Here is a 15,631-nt window from a genome sequence, read left to right as displayed (position 1 = left end):
GAGCGGCCGCCCCCGTACGAATCCCAGACTACTGCGAGACTTTCGCCATGCCAGGGGCCGATCGCATCGTGACCATCGTCGGTCCGACGGCCTCGGGCAAGTCATCCTTGGCAGTTGCGTTGGCCCGGCTCCTCGACGGCGCGGAGATCGTCAACGCCGACTCGATGCAGCTCTATCGAGGGATGGACATCGGCACCGCGAAGCCATCTGCGGCCGAGCGCGCCGGGATCCCTCATCATCTGTTCGACGTGCTCGACGTGACCGAGCCTGCGGCGGTCGCCGAGTTCCAGGCCTGGGCGCGTGACGCGATCAGGGCCTGTCAGGCCCGCGGTGTCACACCGATCGTCGTCGGCGGCTCGGCGCTGTACGTCCGCGCGGTCCTCGACCGGCTCGACTTCCCCGGCACGGACCCGGCAGTTCGTGAGCGTTGGGCCGCCGAGCTCGCCTCCCGGGGATCGGCCGCGTTGCACGCCGAGCTGGCCAGCCGCGACCCCGCCGCTGCAGCACAGATCCTGCCCAGCAATGACCGGCGCATCGTGCGGGCGCTCGAGGTCATCGAGGTCACGGGACGACCATTCGCTGCGACGATGCCGGCGCACGACTCGGTCTTCGACAATCTGACGATGCTCGGGCTCGACGTGCCCCGCGATGTCCTCGACGTACGTCTGGCCGAACGGGTCGACCAGATGTGGGCCGCCGGATTCGTCGATGAGGTCCGCGCGCTGCGTGACCTCGGGCTCGACGATGCTCCCACCGCGAGCCGGGCGCTGGGCTATCAGCAGATCCTGTCCTTCCTGCGCGGCGAGACGACCGAGGACGAGGCGCGCGAGTCGACGGTGGCCGGGACGCGCAAGTTTGCCCGACGCCAGGACCGCCTGTTCCGCAAGGATCCGAGGATCCACTGGCTCCCCTATGACGCCGAGGACCTGGTCGAGCGGGCCCTCGCCCGCCTCACCCCCCAGATCTGAAGCCTTGTGGCCGGTTTCCCGGCCGAGAAACGTCCGGAAGGCTTCAAATCTGGGGGAGGGGGTGGATAGGCGGCCGCGTAGACTGGGGGCATGACGTTTCCATGGCTCAAGGGGCACGGCACGGAGAACGACTTCGTGCTGCTCCCGGACCATGACGGCACCATCCATGGCGAGCTGGACGGGGCCTTCGTGGCCGCACTCTGCAACCGTCGGCGCGGCATCGGCGCCGATGGCGTCATGCGTGTCGTCCGGTCTGCCGCCCTCGGCGAGGAGTCGGCCGGCGAGTGGTTCATGGACTATCGCAACGCTGACGGCTCGGTCAGCGAGATGTGCGGCAACGGCGTCCGGGTGTTTGCCCTGCACCTCACACAGGAGGGCCTCGCCGATCCGTCCACTCCCATCGTGATCGGTACGCGTGGCGGCGACAAGACAGTGACGATCGACGATGACGCGATCAGCGTCGACATGGGTGTGCCCGAGGTGCTGGGCGTCTCCAAGGTCAGCGCCGACGGCCACACGTGGGAGGCGCACGACATTCGCACGGGCAACCCGCATGCCGTCGCATTCGTCGAGCGCCTGCTCGATGCGGGCACGTTGCTGACCCAGCCTGACTACGACGAGACGGTCTATCCCGAGGGCGTCAACATCGAGTTCGTCGTCCGCGAGGGTGCCGAGCACGTGGCGATGCGGGTCCACGAGCGTGGCTCGGGCGAGACCCGGTCCTGCGGCACTGGGGCCTGCGCTGTCGCGGTGGCCGCGGCTGTCGCCGATGATGCCGCCCGACCCGCCACATACCGCGTGGATGTGCCCGGCGGCACGGTTCACGTGACCTGGCAGACCGACAACCACCTCGTCCTCACCGGCCCCGCAGAGATCGTCGCCCGCGGCGACATGGATTGGATCGCATGACCGAGCAGCACGGCAACACCGAAGGTCTGGAGCTCGAGGAACGCAACTCGCTGAGGCGCATCGCCAACCTGCGCACGGAGCTCGAGGACATCACCGAGGTCGAATATCGGCAGCTCCGGCTCGAGCGGGTCGTCCTGGTCGGCGTATGGACCGAGGGCACGTCCGAGGACGCCGACAACTCGATGACCGAGCTCAAGCTCCTCGCCGAGACGGCCGGCTCCGAGGTGCTCGACGCGCTGATCCAGCGCCGCCAGAAGCCAGATCCGGCAACATACATCGGCTCCGGCAAGGTCGACGACCTGCGCGCCGCCGTCGAGGCGACCGGCGCTGACACGATCATCTGCGACGGCGCGCTCGCTCCCAGCCAGCTGCGCAACCTCGAGGACCGCTGCAAGGTCAAAGTCATCGACCGGACCGCCCTCATCCTCGACATCTTCGCCCAGCACGCCAAGTCCAAGGAGGGCAAGGCCCAGGTCGAGCTGGCGCAGCTCCAGTACCAGACCCAGCGCCTGCGCGGGTGGGGTGGCAACCTGTCCCGCCAGGCCGGCGGACAGGCAGCGGGCGGCGAGGGCATCGGCGGCCGCGGGCCCGGCGAGACCAAGCTCGAGACGGATCGCCGCCGCATCCAGATGAAGATGACCAAGCTGCGGCGTGAGCTCAAGGAGCTCGGCAAGGCCCGGGAGACCAAAAAGGCCAACCGGCGCCGCCACGACATCCCATCGGTGTCGATCGCCGGCTACACCAATGCCGGCAAGTCGAGTCTGCTCAACCGGCTCACCGACGCTGGTGTGCTGGTCGAGGATGCGCTGTTCGCGACCCTCGACCCGACCACGAGGCGTACGCAGACCTCCGACGGCCGCGTCTACACGTTGTCGGACACCGTGGGTCTGGTCCGCAACCTGCCGCACCAGCTGGTGGAGGCGTTTCGCTCCACCCTGGAAGAAGTCGCCGAGTCGGATCTGATCCTGCATGTCGTCGACGGATCGGATCCTGACCCCGAGGGCCAGATCGCGGCGGTGCGCCAGGTGATCCTGGAGGCCGGCGCGCACGAGGTCCCCGAGATAATCGTGGTCAACAAGGTTGACGCCGCGGACCCGCTCGTGATCAAGAACCTGCTCGCCCGGGAGCCGCACGCCGTGGTCGTCAGTGCCCGCACAGGTGAGGGCATCGACGAGCTGCTCAGCGCCATCGAGGCCGATCTGCCGCAGCCCGCGAGCCTGGTCGACGTCCTGCTCCCGTACGCCCGAGGCGACCTGCTCAACCAGATCCACACGCAGGGGGAGATCGAGTCGCTCGACCACGAGTCCGACGGGACCCATGTCGTCGCTCGGGTCCACGGCCAGCTCGCCAGCGAGCTCGAGCCCTACTCGGTCTGACTGTGGACGCGCGTTGCGGTGGTGCGTGCGTCGACGGATAACCTCCACGCATGCCTTCCAACCCTGATGTACGCGCAGTGCTCCACGCTGCGGTGGAAGCAGTCGGCGGAGAGGACAGGCCGGGCCAGATCGAGATGGCCCAGGCTGTGCAGCACGCCCTCGAGAGTGGGAATCACCTGCTGGTGCAGGCCGGCACCGGCACCGGCAAGTCGCTGGGCTATCTCGTCCCGAGCCTCCTGCACCGCAAGCGCGTCGTCGTCGCGACGGCCACCCTCAACCTGCAGCACCAGCTCGTCGAGCGAGACATCCCTGCGCTCAAGGATGCTGCCCGGGCCACCCTCGACGTCGTCCCGCATCACGCGGTCGTCAAGGGTCGCGGCAACTATGCCTGTCTGCATCGCATACGTGAGGGGGCTCCGGACGATCAGGGCACGCTGATCGACGTGCCGGAGGGCTCTCTCGGTGCCGAGGTCATCGAGCTGCGCGAGTGGGCCGAGGAGCAGGCCGTCGGCGGACACATCGCGGACCGCGACTCTGCGCCGGCCCACACCGAACGCGCATGGCGCCAGGTCAGCGTCAATCACCGGGAGTGCCTCGGCGCGTCTCGCTGCGCGCACGCGCTTGAGTGCTTCGCCGAGCGAGCTCGGGAGGATGCGCACACCGCGCAGGTCATCGTGACCAACCACTCGCTGCTCGCGATCGACGCGATCGACGGCGTGCCGATGCTGCCCGAATATGACGCAGTCGTCGTCGACGAGGCGCACGAGCTCGCCGCACGGGTGACCCAGGCCTCGACCGACGAGCTCGACCCCGTCGTCGTCGAGCGCGCCGCCCGTCGAGCGCGCGCGCAGGTCGACGGCATGGAGGCCTCGGATCTCACGGATGCCTCAGACGCCCTCGCCGACGTGCTGGCCCGCACCGGGGAGGGGCGCATCGACGATCCGCCGCAGCCGCTGCGCGAGGTGCTGGCGTTCATCCGCGACAGCGCCCGGGCCTGCCTCTCGGCGTTCCCCAAGGACAAGGAAAAGGGCGAGCCCGATGCGGCGCGACAGCAGGCGCGGGGGATGGTCGATGACATCCGCAAGATCGCCGAGCGCATGGCCGCCAAGGGTGAGACCGAGGTGCTGTGGATGAGCGACAACCGCGGCAACAAGCAGCTGCACATAGCGCCGATCGACGTGTCCGCGAGCCTGCGCGACAAGCTTTTCAGCGACAAGACCGTCGTGCTCACGAGTGCCACGCTCAAGCTGGGGGGTGGTTTCGACCCGGTGGCCCGCTCGTTGGGCCTCGAGCCCGGCGACGACTCCTGGAGCTCCCTCGACGTCGGCTCACCGTTCGACTATCGCAGGCAGGGCATGCTCTATGTCGCCCGAGACCTGCCGCTGCCGGGGCGTGAGGGTCTCGAGGAGGCGCAGCTCGCCGAGATCACGGCGCTGATCGAGGCCGCCGGCGGGCGTACGCTCGGGCTCTTCTCGTCACGGCGTGGGGCGGAGAAGGCCGCCGAGGAAGTACGCGAGCGGCTGCCCGACATCGACATCTGGTGTCAGGGCGACGCCCAGCTGCCCGAGCTCGCCCGACGCTTCGCCGAGACCCCGAGCGCGTGCCTGTTCGGCACCCTGAGCCTGTGGCAGGGCGTCGACCTGCCAGGCGACACGTGCCAGCTCGTCATCATCGACCGCATCCCCTTCCCACGGCCCGACGATCCGCTGATGAGTGCGCGCCAACGACTCGTCGAGAAGCGTGGCGGCAACGGCTTCATGAGTGTCGCGGCCAGCCATGCGGCGCTGCTGCTGGCGCAAGGCTCAGGACGGTTGATCCGGCGGGCCTCTGACAAGGGCGTCGTGGCGGTCCTCGATCCGCGCATCGTGACGGCCCGCTACGGGTCGTTCCTGGCCGCTTCACTGCCGGACATGTGGCGTACGACGGACCGTGAGACCGCGCTCGCCGCACTGCGGCGGCTCGACGCATCGGCGATCGCCTCTGCATCAACTGCCGACTGAGACGGCGTGGCCAGGACCCAGTAGCGCTGCGTTTCGGACCGGAGCAATCGCCCTGACAAGATGTACGCATGACTGTTCTCGTCACCGGCGGCGCCGGCTACATCGGGTCCCACATCGTGCGTGCCTTCGGACTGGCCGGCCTGGACTGCGTCGTGGTCGACGACCTCTCCAGCGGTCATCGTGAGTTCGTCCCCGACGGGGTCGAGTTCATCGATGCCAGCATCCTGGACAGCGCGATCGTCGCGAAGGCCATGGTCGAGCACGAGGTCGAGGCGGTCGTGCACCTCGCGGGCTTCAAGTACGCCGGAGTCTCGGTGTCACGACCCCTGCACACATACGAGCAGAACGTGCAGGGCACGGTCAGCCTGCTGCAGGCCATGCATGAGACCGGCGTCGACAAGATCGTGTTCTCCTCCAGTGCAGCGGTCTATGGCACGCCTGATGTCGACCTGGTGACCGAGGCGACGCCGCCCGGGCCGGAGTCGCCCTATGGCGAGAGCAAGCTCATCGGCGAGTGGCTGCTGCGCGATGCGGGTCGCGCCTTCGGGATGCACCACACCTCGCTGCGCTACTTCAATGTCGTGGGCTCGGCTGTGCCGGACCTCTACGACACCAGCCCGCACAACCTCTTCCCACTGGTCATCGAGGCACTGCTCGAGGGGCGTACGCCGCGGATCAACGGTGATGACTACCCGACTCCCGACGGCACCTGCGTGCGTGACTACATCCATGTGGCCGACCTGGCCGATGCCCACGTCGTCGCAGCCCAGAAGCTGCTGGCCGGTGAGGCGATCGAGCCGGTCTACAACCTCGGTAGCGGGGACGGCGTGTCGGTGCGCGAGATCATGACCGCAGTGGCGGCGGCGACCGGCATCGACTTCGAGCCGGAGATCACCGAGCGCCGGCCGGGTGACCCGGCCCGGATCGTCGCGTCGGGCGAGCTCGCCGCCCGGGACCTTGGCTGGGCGATGCGCTCCACCTTGGATGACATGGTCAGCAGCGCCTGGGCAGCCCGCCACAACACCCCAGCCTGAACCGGTTAGCGCGGGACGCAGCCCGCGCCAGGGTCAGACCCGGCGGAGGACCGCGGTGACCTTGCCCAGGATCGTGGCGTGGGTGCCATCGATGGGGGAGTAGTCGTCGTTGTGCGGGAGCAGCCAGACCTGGCCGTTCTTGCGCTGGAACGTCTTGACCGTCGCCTCACCGTCGAGCATCGCCGCCACGATCTCACCGTTCTCGGCCTCGGGCTGCTGCCTGATCACGACGTAGTCGCCATTGCAGATCGCGGCGTCGATCATCGAGTCTCCGGAGACCTCGAGCAGGAACAGCGTGCCGTCGCCGACGAGTGACTTGGGCAGCGGGAAGATCTCCTCGACCCGCTCCTCGGCGAGGATCGGCCCGCCGGCGGCGATGCGGCCGACCAAGGGGACGTTGGTCGCGGTAGGCAGGGCGTCGCCGATGCCGGTCACGTCGAACGCACCGTCAGCGGCTTCGTGCGTCGAGCTGCTCATCGAGCGGCGGGCGGCCATGACGTCCGGCAGGAAGATCTCGAGAGCGCGCGGACGATTGGGGTCGCGCTTGACGTAGCCCAACGCCTCGAGGGCTCGAAGCTGGTGAGCGACCGACGACGTGCTGGTGAGGCCGACCGCTGCGCCGATCTCACGCATGCTGGGTGGATAGCCGCGCGTCTCGATCTCGTCGCGCAGGAACTCCAGCACCTTGCGCTGCCGCGCGGTCAGGCCGGAGGAGTCCGGCGGTCCGTCAGGGAGCTCGGCGACATCGGAGTTGCGGTCATCACTCATGCGGGAAGACTAACCCGAATCACACCATCAGTTCAAACATATGTTCGATGGCGTGTCGCGAGTCGTGACGTCTAGGTTGGAGCGGTGTCGAAGCCCCTCGTGAAGCCAGGAAGCCCGCTTTCAGCCGTCGTGACCGGCGCGGGGCGGGGGATCGGCCGGGCGATCGCGCTCGAGCTGGTCGGACATGGCTATCAGGTCGTCGTGACCGATCTCGACGCTTCTGCCGCTGAAGCCACGGCCCGCGACATCGGTGCCGCCCTCGGTCGCGGCCTCGATGTGACCGATCCCGAAGCCAACCGTGATGTCGCTGCGAGGGCGTGCCAGATCGCTCCGTTGGGTGCCTGGGTCTGCAACGCGGGGGTGCTGGTCGAGGGCGACCTGACGGCGCTGTCGGTCGATCAGGCCCGCATGATGGTCGACGTCAACGTGCTCGGCGTGATGTGGGGCGTACGGGCCGCGGCCGACACCTTTCGTGATCAGCGCGGCGCCACGGGTGGCGAGATCGGGATCATCGCCTCGCTCAGCGCCCACGCGCCGGTGGCGGGCCTCAGCGTGTATGCCGCGACCAAGGCAGCCGTGCTCTCGCTCACGACCTCGCTGGCCGCCGAGCTGCACAAGGACAAGATCAGGATCCACGCGGTCTGCCCCGACGGGGTGGACACCGCGATGGTGGAGTCGATGGATGCCGGTGGTGATGTACGCGCTGCGCTGGCGGCCGGCGTGCTGCTCACACCGCCCCAGGTCGCTCGCGAGCTCGTCGACATGTTCGGTACCGGCCGCGTCTACAAGACCCTGCCCCCATGGCGTGGCGTCGTTGCGCGCACGGCATCGCTGGCACCGCGGGCCGCGGTCCGTATCGACCCGCTGATGCGCAAGGTCGGGGCACGGCGACTCAGGAAGGCTGGCAAGCGATGACGTATCTCGTGGTGGGAACCCGGTCGGGTGATGGTTGGGCGGTCGACGTCCGAGACGTCGGCACGACGACCGCAACCGAGCTGTCAGGGGTCGAGGCCGCCGCTCGAGCGCTGCTTGCCGACTCAGGCGTCGCGGACGCAGCCGACGTCGACCTGCAGCTGCTGCTCCCGGACTTCGAGGTGGACCTTGGAGAGCGGGGGTTGCCGGGTTCGACCCGACCGAACGTCGCGCTGGTCAGCGGGATGATCGCGTTGGTCGTGGTGGTCGGCGCGATCGCCTACGTGCTGGGGCGCGTCCTCTAGCCCTTTTTTGCGAGCGCCGTCACGATCGTATGGATCTCCGCGACCTGGGCGGCGATCTCCGGCACCTGCTTGACCAACGCGATCTCCTCCTCGAGCTCGGTCAGCAGACCCGTGACCTCACTCAGCGTCGATTGGGTCTTGGCCAGCACCTCGGTCGCCTCGGCGAGCGTCGAGCTGGCGTCGGTGAGCGTCCCGCTGACCGTGGACAGGGTCGTGCTCACGGTGTCGAGAGTGCCCTCGACTCGACCCAGCACGCCGTCCACGTTGCCCAGCGTGCTGTCGGCACGATTGAGGATTGCTGCTGGGTTCTTGGGGATCAGGCTGGCCATGGGGCTCCTCGGGTTGACGATGACACCCGACAGTGTCACGTTTGGGGGAGGCCGTCAACGACGTGCGGGCGAGTCCTTGCGACGGAACGGCAGGCGCAGCCGCCTGCGTCGCGAGACCGGATCGGCCCGCGGCGCGGGGGGTGTTTCGGTCTCCTCCACGACCTCGGCCGGCACGGTCTCGCCGTCGGCGCTGGACGTGCGCCACTCGGCGATCTCGGAGTCCTCCTCGACGGTCTCCTTGGTCACGACGTCCTCCCGCACGGCCTCGATGCAGGCGCCGAGCAGGATCGCGTAGAGGCCGATCCACAGCCACAGCAGCAGGACCACGACACCGGCGAGCGCCCCGTATGTCTTGCCGTAGCTGCCGAAGTTGTCGACATACAGGGAGAAACCGACCGAGACCAGGATCCACAGGGCGCTGGCCACCAGAACGCCCTTGGTGACGAGCTTGGGCGCGTGTGAGCGGTTGGGGGCGGCGCGGAACAGCACCCCGATCGCGATCACGATGGCGCCGAGCAGGAGGACCCATCGGGCCGCCTCGAGCCCCACGCGTACGCCGGGGACGATGTCGATCGCGTCGAACACCGCAGGTGCGGCGGCGACCAGGGTGACGACGAGCGCCAGGAAGAGGATCGCGCCGATGGTCAGGCCGAGCGCGAGCAGCTTGCGCTTGAAGAACCCGCGAGTCTCGGCGAGCCCGAACATCGAGTTGATCGCCGTGACGAGGTTGCCGATCCCTCCCGATGCGCCGTAGATCGCCAGGAGGAGAGCGATCACGAGACCGACGCCGAGCGAGTCGCTGGGTGTCGCGGTCAGGGATTCGAGCTGGCCGGTGATGAGGGAGGCGGCATCAGCGGGGAGTGCATCGGTGATCTCGGCGGACTGCCGGTTGACGGTCTCGGGGGAGGCCACCAGCCCATAGGTAAGGATCGCGGCGATCATCGCGGGAAACAGCGACAGGAACGCATAGAAGGCAACTCCCGCGGCCAGCAGGGGGGCTTGCCGGGCTGAGGCCTGTTTCCAGGCAGTCATGACACTCGCGCGCGCAGAAGGCATGTCTTGACGTTAGTGCGGAGGCGGGGGAACTGCCTCCCGAGGGCGCTGCCGCGCCGAGATCGCAACATCTTCACACCGAGTTTGCCCTGTTATGGCGGCATCTGAAGGTCGCGAGTCGAAATTGTGTTCGATCAACGCTTCCTTTTGTCCGGGGCTTCCCCTAGTGTCGTACACGTGTTCGATCGAACGCCTGTTCGCACCATCGAATGACATCGAGAGCAGCGTTTGATCGTCCACACCACAACTGCAGATCCACTCCGTCTCACTTCCCCCATGGAGGCAATCATGAGCACCATCGCACTGCACCCAGGCCGCAACCAGACCGTCCGTCAGGACCGCCGGCTCCGCGTCGTCCCGGACGCCTGGTCAACGAGCCCCGCGCCGCAGGTTCGGCTGACCCCCCGCGGCAAGGCCACCATCTTGGCTGCTGCTGTCGCCGTCGTCGCGATGCTGGCGATCGTGCTCGGATCCTCCTCGGTGGCCGGCGATCAGATCGGTGCTGCACCGGAGACCACGACGGTCCGGGTCCTCCCGGGCCTCACGCTGTGGGAGGTCGCCGCCGAGGCCAACCCCAACGGCGACATCCGCCAGACGGTCGATGAGATCATCCGGCTCAACTCACTTCCGAACGCCTCTGCTCTGCAGCTCGGCTCGGAAATCGCGGTGCCGGTCTACGAGTAGTCCCACCGACGCACCACCCCCTACGTCCGCGGTATCCCTTGGGGAAGGGGTGCCGCGGACGTAGCGCGTTGACCGGTGATGGTGGCACCTGTTTGACTGCTCGCTCCGCCACCGTGCGTCCGGTGCTCTTCCCCGAAAGGCCCACATGCTTCCCGCTGCCGCCCGCGGTCGACAGGCACTCGCAGGCGTCTGCGCCCTCGCCGTCACCTCGGCACTGCTCACCGCCTGCTCGTCGAGTCGGCCCGACCCTCGGGACATCGCAGAAGCGCTCGCGATGGGGCTGACCAAGCAGGATCTGTCGGGCATCAAGATCGTGGAAGGCGGACCCCGGGCGCAGCCCGAGCTGGAGCGAATCGTCGAGGGCATGGGCGGGGCGAGAGCCAAGGTCACCGCCGGTGACATCGAGCAGGATGACGACGCCGCGACCGCGACGCTGCGCACGCGGTGGACGTTCAAGGGCTCGGACTGGACCTACACCACCCCGGCGACGCTGGCCTATGTCAAGGGCGCCTGGGCGGTCAAGTGGAGTCCGGCGATCGTCGCGCCCAAGCTGACCGTCAACGAGCGACTGGCGCTTCGCACCACGCCGGCCGACCGCGGCGACATCCTCGGCGCGGACGACGCCGGCCTGATCATCGAGCGCAAGACCGAGCGGATCGGCATCGACAAGTCCCGCATCAGGGCGGCCGAGGTCGACGGGTCCGCCAAGGCCCTGGCCCGACTCATCAACATCGATGCCGCTGGCTACGCCAAACGGATCAAGGCCGCAGGCGCGCAGGCGTTCGTGATCGGGCTGGTCGTCCGCGCAGACTCCGACGAGGCATTGAGCGCCGCCGAGCTCGCGTCGATCCCCGGCGCGGTCCAGCTGAGCGCGGAGCTTCCGCTCGCGCCCACCCGTACCTTCGGGCAGCCGCTCCTGGGAGCCGTGGGTGAAGCGACGGCCGAGGTCGTGGCAAAGTCGAAGGGGTCCGTGCAGGCCGGCGACCTGGTGGGGCTGTCCGGATTGGCCCAGCGCTATGACGACCAGCTGCGTGGCACCCCCGGGGTCACCGTCATCGCAGCCTCGACCGAGGACGGGGTCGAGCCCAGAGGGCTGTTCACCAGCAAGCCGCGGGCGGGCAAGCCGCTACGCACCACGATCGACATCGACCTGCAGGGCTCGGCCGACACGATCCTCGCCGGCGTCAAACCCGCCAGCGCGATCGTCGCCATCCGGCCGTCGAGCGGCGAGATCGTTGCGCTCGCCAGCGGTCCGGGCGGCAAGGGTGCGGACACGGCGGCCTCGGGTCACTATGCCCCGGGTTCGACCTTCAAGCTCGTGACGGCGTTGGCCTTCCTGCGCTCGGGGGTGAAGCCGTCGACCGCGGTCCCGTGCACCGAGTCGATCACGGTGGAGGGCCGCCGGTTCAAGAACTACTCGGACTACCCCGCCGGGGCGATCGGCGACATACCGCTCCGCTCGGCGATCGCGAACTCGTGCAACACCGCCCTGATCGCCACGCGTGGCAAGGCGCCACAGAGCGGGCTGGCCGGAGCGGCCGCAGCCCTCGGCCTGGGCCCGGACCTCGATCTGGGCTACCCGGCCTACCTCGGCTCGGTGCCGGCCAAGGCGACCGGCACCGAGCGAGCTGCGTCGATGATCGGACAGGGCCGGATCGAGGCATCCCCGCTGGCCATGGCCGTGGTCGCCGCCTCGATCAGCAAGGGTTCACGGGTGACTCCGACCTTGATGGCCGCCTCGCCGTCCAAGGCCGCCGACAAGGCCGATGTCCCGCTGACAGGAGGCGAGGCCACGCAGCTGCAGGAGCTGTTCCGTGGAGTGGTGACCGGGGGGAGCGCGGCGTTCCTCGCGGACGTTCCAGGCGGCCCGGTCTCGGCCAAGACCGGCACCGCGGAGTATGGCAACGACACCCCGCCGCGTACCCACGCATGGATGATCGCGACGCAGGGTGATCTCGCGGTTGCGGTGCTCGTCGCCGACGGCGAGTCAGGCTCAGCGACCGCGGGTCCGCTCCTCGAGGCATTCCTGCGCCGGAGCCAGTGACCGACCCGTCACAATGAGTCCATGCGGATTCATGTGGTCGCGGACGCGGCCGACAAGGACGGTGGGCACTTCCACGAGCGGCTGCTCCTGCTCGGGGCCGAGCTCGTCGAGCTCGACCGGGACGACCTGCCGGCACACGGCAGCATCGGCGAGACCGACCTGATCTTTCTGCTCGGCTCGGACAAGGGTGCGCACGAGCCGAAGTGGAAGGACGTCGTCGAGCGGGAGTCGGCGTTCGTACGCACGGCTCTGCGGTCCGGGACTCCCGTGATGGGCATCTGTTACGGCGCCCAGCTGATGGCCCGCGCGCTCGGTGGCACGTCGTGGCGGGCGGACCAGCCTGAGCTCGGCTGGCAGCGTGTCGACACGACCGACCCGGTCCTGTGCCCCGAGGGTCCGTGGGGGCAGATGCACAGTGACGTGTTCGCGCCACCGGCCACGGCCCGGGTGCTCGGCACGTCATGGCGCGGGCCGCAGTGCTTCGTGGACGACTCGCTCGGCACCCGCTCCATCGCCTGGCAGTTCCACCCCGAAGTCACGGCGGCGACCTATGAGAGATGGGTGCACGACGGCTACTACGGTGACTCCGGGGTCGACACCAAGGAGCTGATCCGGCAGGCCCGCTTCCACGAGGCCAAGACCCGCAACCTCGCCCACGCGCTCGTCGACTCGGCGCTCGACTTTCTCCAGGTCCGCCGGTAGAGGTGCCTGCGAGGAATCGAGGCGTCCAGCTTCTGCGGTGACGCGCTTCGCTGCGCTCGCCGCGAACCAACCAGCGAGGGCAGCGACATCGTTGGACTTACCTGATGCGACTCGTGTCGCGAGAGAGCGATGATGCCGACGGGTAGCCGCTCTTGCGGGCAACCATGCCGAAGCTGATTACGGAGCCTTTGTCGGAGGTGCGCAGCTTGTACGTCCTGCTGGTCGCGCCCCTGATCGGTTGGCCGCTGCGATACCAGCGGCGGGTGTACGAGGCGCCGGACAGAGACCACTTACCGCTGTGCGCGGTCAAAGTTCGCCCGTGCTGACGAACGCCGGTGACGGTGGGAGCGGTGAGGGCGACCAGACCATCGGACACCACGAGATCGACGTCAGTACCCGCGCCCGTGCTCGTGTTCATCGAAGGGGTGACTGTCTTGGCCGTCGTGCGGGATGAGCCCCCGCCGTACCACCGTGTCAGGAAGAGGTTTTCCGCATCAGTGACCCGGACCTCCACCGGCGTGGTCGGTAGGTCGCTGAAGCGGAACATGCCACGCCTCGGTTCTGCATAGGTGGCTGCGTCGGTCATGGTGTATGCGAGGGGTGTGGCGGTCCCTGGTTCGTACGCCGTCACCAGCAAATGATCAACGGGGGTTCCTCGCGTGCTTCGGACGGTCCCGGTGATGTCACCGTGTTCGGGCACCATGAAGTCAGGGGCGGCATTTGGCCCGGCCGCCACGGTGATGACGGTTGCCGTGCTGTGGGTGCGCCCGCCTCCGTACCAGTAGCCGTCGCCGAAGCGGAGCTTGTACTGGCCCGCAGGCAGGTCCTTGAAGTTGAACTCGCCTCGACCATCTGGCGACTCGTTGGGCACATAGACGTCGGTCAGCCTCATCCAGTTCGTGTCGTCCTGGGCACGAAACAAATAGATCTGGGTGGAACCGTTTTCAAGGTCCGGGCCGATCACCTTTCCGGCGATAGACGCATCCCACGGCCCGGCGGGGACAGGCGGCTGGGTCACCGGCGACACCCGGGTCATGTCGAAGAACTGCCGCCACGTGGAGAAGGGCCCAGCATTCCTGAAGCTTGAATTGTTTTGCGCCCACTCCGATCTGTAGCGCCCGGTGGGGTCAATCAGCCGAGCCTTCGCGGGCGATCCAACCGAACCGAGGACTTGGCCCGTCTCGCTGCTGTTGATCCTGGCGACGACCTCCGTCGGATCGTGCTCGTCGTAAAGGGCAACTCGCACGTACGGGACGGACGCCCGCGAGCCGAAGACTTCGGAGTTGAGCGAGGCCGGGCTGTGGGAGGGGATCGAGAGGCGATTGGTTCCCGCATTTAGCCGGACCACCTTGGCGGATGCGAACGACTTGCCGCCATACCAAAGCTGGTCGTCGGAGGAGATCTTGTAGTCGCCTGGCGGGAGGCCGACGACGATGTCGGGATCGGTCGACGAGGTCTGTATGAACGTGTGTTCCTGGTCAGGGTCGTTGGCCCTGAAGATTCGCACCTCGATCGTTTGTCCGCTCGGCTGTGTGGCGTTCAGGTGAAGCTCCAGCACCGCACACGGGTCCAGCGGACAGGTAAACCCGTTGCCCGCCGACGAAACTGAGGGGGTGAGGGACAACATGGTCGCGGTCAGAGCGATCGCTCCGAAAGCTGCGGCCGTCCGTCGGCGGAGGAGTGACATGGATGGAACCATTCTGTGGGAGTCCAACTATTTGAATGGCAGCATTCCACATTTCGAGTCGGCTTGTCGCGGGCAGGACAAAGCCCCGATCCGCTCGTGGCGAATCGGGGCTCCGAGTATGTGGCTGCTACTCGGTGACGTCGGCGGCGTCGCCTGCTTGAATCGCGGCCTCGGTCTCCGAATCGGCGCCGGCGGTCGACAGTGCGCCGCCTGAGCTTTCCAGGTGAGCGCGCACGAACCAGTGGAACAGCTCGAGCTGACGCAGCTGGCCGATGATCATGTCCTCGCTGACCGGGTCGAGCTCGGCAACGGTCTCCTGCACCTTGCGGTGGTCCTGGATGAGGTTGACGTACACCTCATCGAGCGCGCCGAGATGCTCGTTGGTCGTCGCGCGGCCGAGGGAGTAGTCGTCCCACGTGCGCGTCTCGACGATCGAGCCGGGCGTGCCCTTGGGGGAGACGCCGAGGGTCGCGATGCGCTCGGCGGTCTCGTCGGTCATCGCGATGACTTCATCGACGTGCGGGTCGATCATCTCGTGCACCGCGATGAAATGCGGGCCGACGACGTTCCAGTGCACGTGCTTGAGCGTCAGGTGCAGGTCGCTGAGCGCGGTCAGACGCTCCTGGAGGATCCCGGCGAGCTTGGCGCCGTCGGCCTTCGCCAGGCCTGGGATGGTGAATGAGGGGGACTTCGATTTCGTAGCCATGTGTGGGTCGTACCCCGGGTGCCCCGTCCTACACCCCGGTCCGCGACCGGAATGGTCAGATTCGCCCAGGCTGCACGACTCGCCCTGGGACCCGGGCACCAAGGAGCGGCCGAGACGATGCCGCAGGAGCTCGAAACGCTCCGACGCATACGTT

The 15,631-nt window shown here is 67.9% G+C and carries 15 protein-coding genes; 10 read left to right on the top strand and 5 right to left on the bottom strand.

Going from position 1 to position 15,631, the window contains the following annotated elements; all coding sequences use genetic code 11:
- The first annotated feature begins 47 nt into the window (after window positions 1-47).
- The 5 genes from miaA to galE all read left to right on the top strand — a co-directional run bounded on the left by miaA (window position 48) and on the right by galE (window position 6,287).
- The gene (miaA, locus tag WKF39_RS06375) at window positions 48-968 is read left to right on the top strand and encodes a tRNA (adenosine(37)-N6)-dimethylallyltransferase MiaA (RefSeq protein WP_340386459.1); all 921 of its coding nucleotides are present in this window, start codon (window positions 48-50) and stop codon (window positions 966-968) included.
- 90 nt (window positions 969-1,058) lie between these two features.
- Window positions 1,059-1,877, top strand: coding sequence for a diaminopimelate epimerase (gene dapF, locus WKF39_RS06370; protein ID WP_340386457.1), 819 nt, complete (start codon window positions 1,059-1,061; stop codon window positions 1,875-1,877).
- Window positions 1,874-3,253, top strand: coding sequence for a GTPase HflX (gene hflX, locus WKF39_RS06365; RefSeq protein ID WP_340386455.1), 1,380 nt, complete (start codon window positions 1,874-1,876; stop codon window positions 3,251-3,253). Before dapF ends, hflX begins: the two co-directional genes overlap by 4 nt.
- A 50-nt stretch (window positions 3,254-3,303) precedes the next feature.
- Window positions 3,304-5,253 (top strand): ATP-dependent DNA helicase, encoded by a 1,950-nt coding sequence (locus WKF39_RS06360; RefSeq protein ID WP_340386453.1) that lies wholly within the window; start codon window positions 3,304-3,306, stop codon window positions 5,251-5,253.
- Between the two features lie 68 nt (window positions 5,254-5,321).
- Entirely contained in the window at window positions 5,322-6,287 is a 966-nt protein-coding gene (gene galE, locus WKF39_RS06355) for a UDP-glucose 4-epimerase GalE (protein ID WP_340386451.1), read from the top strand.
- A 33-nt stretch (window positions 6,288-6,320) separates the two neighbouring features.
- Here galE and lexA read toward each other — a convergent pair whose 3' ends face one another.
- Window positions 6,321-7,055, bottom strand: a complete 735-nt coding sequence (gene lexA / locus WKF39_RS06350) for a transcriptional repressor LexA (RefSeq protein WP_340386450.1) — start codon at window positions 7,053-7,055, stop codon at window positions 6,321-6,323.
- Window positions 7,056-7,139: 84 nt separating this feature from the next.
- Between lexA and WKF39_RS06345 the strand changes: the two genes are divergently transcribed.
- The gene (locus WKF39_RS06345) at window positions 7,140-7,970 is read left to right on the top strand and encodes an SDR family oxidoreductase (RefSeq protein WP_340386448.1); all 831 of its coding nucleotides are present in this window, start codon (window positions 7,140-7,142) and stop codon (window positions 7,968-7,970) included.
- Window positions 7,967-8,272, top strand: coding sequence for a hypothetical protein (locus WKF39_RS06340; RefSeq protein ID WP_340386446.1), 306 nt, complete (start codon window positions 7,967-7,969; stop codon window positions 8,270-8,272). The genes WKF39_RS06345 and WKF39_RS06340 overlap by 4 nt, the downstream gene beginning before the upstream one ends.
- On the opposite strand, the gene WKF39_RS06335 is transcribed toward WKF39_RS06340, so the two are convergent.
- Complete coding sequence (locus tag WKF39_RS06335; RefSeq protein WP_340386444.1) at window positions 8,269-8,601, bottom strand: hypothetical protein; 333 nt, start codon at window positions 8,599-8,601, stop codon at window positions 8,269-8,271. The two genes, WKF39_RS06340 and WKF39_RS06335, sit on opposite strands and share 4 nt — an antisense overlap.
- 54 nt (window positions 8,602-8,655) lie before the next feature.
- On the bottom strand, window positions 8,656-9,657 hold the full coding sequence (locus WKF39_RS06330; RefSeq protein ID WP_340386442.1) for a YihY/virulence factor BrkB family protein: 1,002 nt from the start codon (window positions 9,655-9,657) through the stop codon (window positions 8,656-8,658).
- Window positions 9,658-9,942: 285 nt separating this feature from the next.
- Between WKF39_RS06330 and WKF39_RS06325 the strand changes: the two genes are divergently transcribed.
- The 3 genes from WKF39_RS06325 (at window position 9,943) to WKF39_RS06315 (ending at window position 13,084) form a co-directional block, all read left to right on the top strand.
- Complete coding sequence (locus tag WKF39_RS06325) at window positions 9,943-10,338, top strand: hypothetical protein (RefSeq protein WP_340386440.1); 396 nt, start codon at window positions 9,943-9,945, stop codon at window positions 10,336-10,338.
- Window positions 10,339-10,483: 145 nt separating this feature from the next.
- Entirely contained in the window at window positions 10,484-12,382 is a 1,899-nt protein-coding gene (locus tag WKF39_RS06320; protein WP_340386438.1) for a penicillin-binding transpeptidase domain-containing protein, read from the top strand.
- A 21-nt stretch (window positions 12,383-12,403) separates the two neighbouring features.
- A complete protein-coding gene (locus WKF39_RS06315) occupies window positions 12,404-13,084 on the top strand; it encodes a gamma-glutamyl-gamma-aminobutyrate hydrolase family protein (RefSeq protein ID WP_340386437.1) in 681 nt (226 codons plus the stop codon).
- A gap of 97 nt (window positions 13,085-13,181) precedes the next feature.
- Here WKF39_RS06315 and WKF39_RS06310 read toward each other — a convergent pair whose 3' ends face one another.
- Both WKF39_RS06310 and WKF39_RS06305 read right to left on the bottom strand, forming a co-directional pair.
- Window positions 13,182-14,591 carry a carboxypeptidase-like regulatory domain-containing protein gene (locus tag WKF39_RS06310; RefSeq protein ID WP_340386435.1) on the bottom strand — a complete coding sequence of 470 codons (1,410 nt, stop codon included), beginning with the start codon at window positions 14,589-14,591 and terminating at the stop codon, window positions 13,182-13,184.
- Between the two features lie 307 nt (window positions 14,592-14,898).
- The gene (locus WKF39_RS06305; RefSeq protein WP_340386433.1) at window positions 14,899-15,477 is read right to left on the bottom strand and encodes a DNA starvation/stationary phase protection protein; all 579 of its coding nucleotides are present in this window, start codon (window positions 15,475-15,477) and stop codon (window positions 14,899-14,901) included.
- Window positions 15,478-15,631 lie beyond the last annotated feature (154 nt).

It is taken from the genome of Aeromicrobium sp. (assembly GCF_037719875.1).
Classification (GTDB): Bacteria; Actinomycetota; Actinomycetes; order Propionibacteriales; family Nocardioidaceae; genus Aeromicrobium.
Note: the sequence above shows the minus strand (reverse complement) of the source record. Positions and strands in the feature narration are given on the sequence as shown.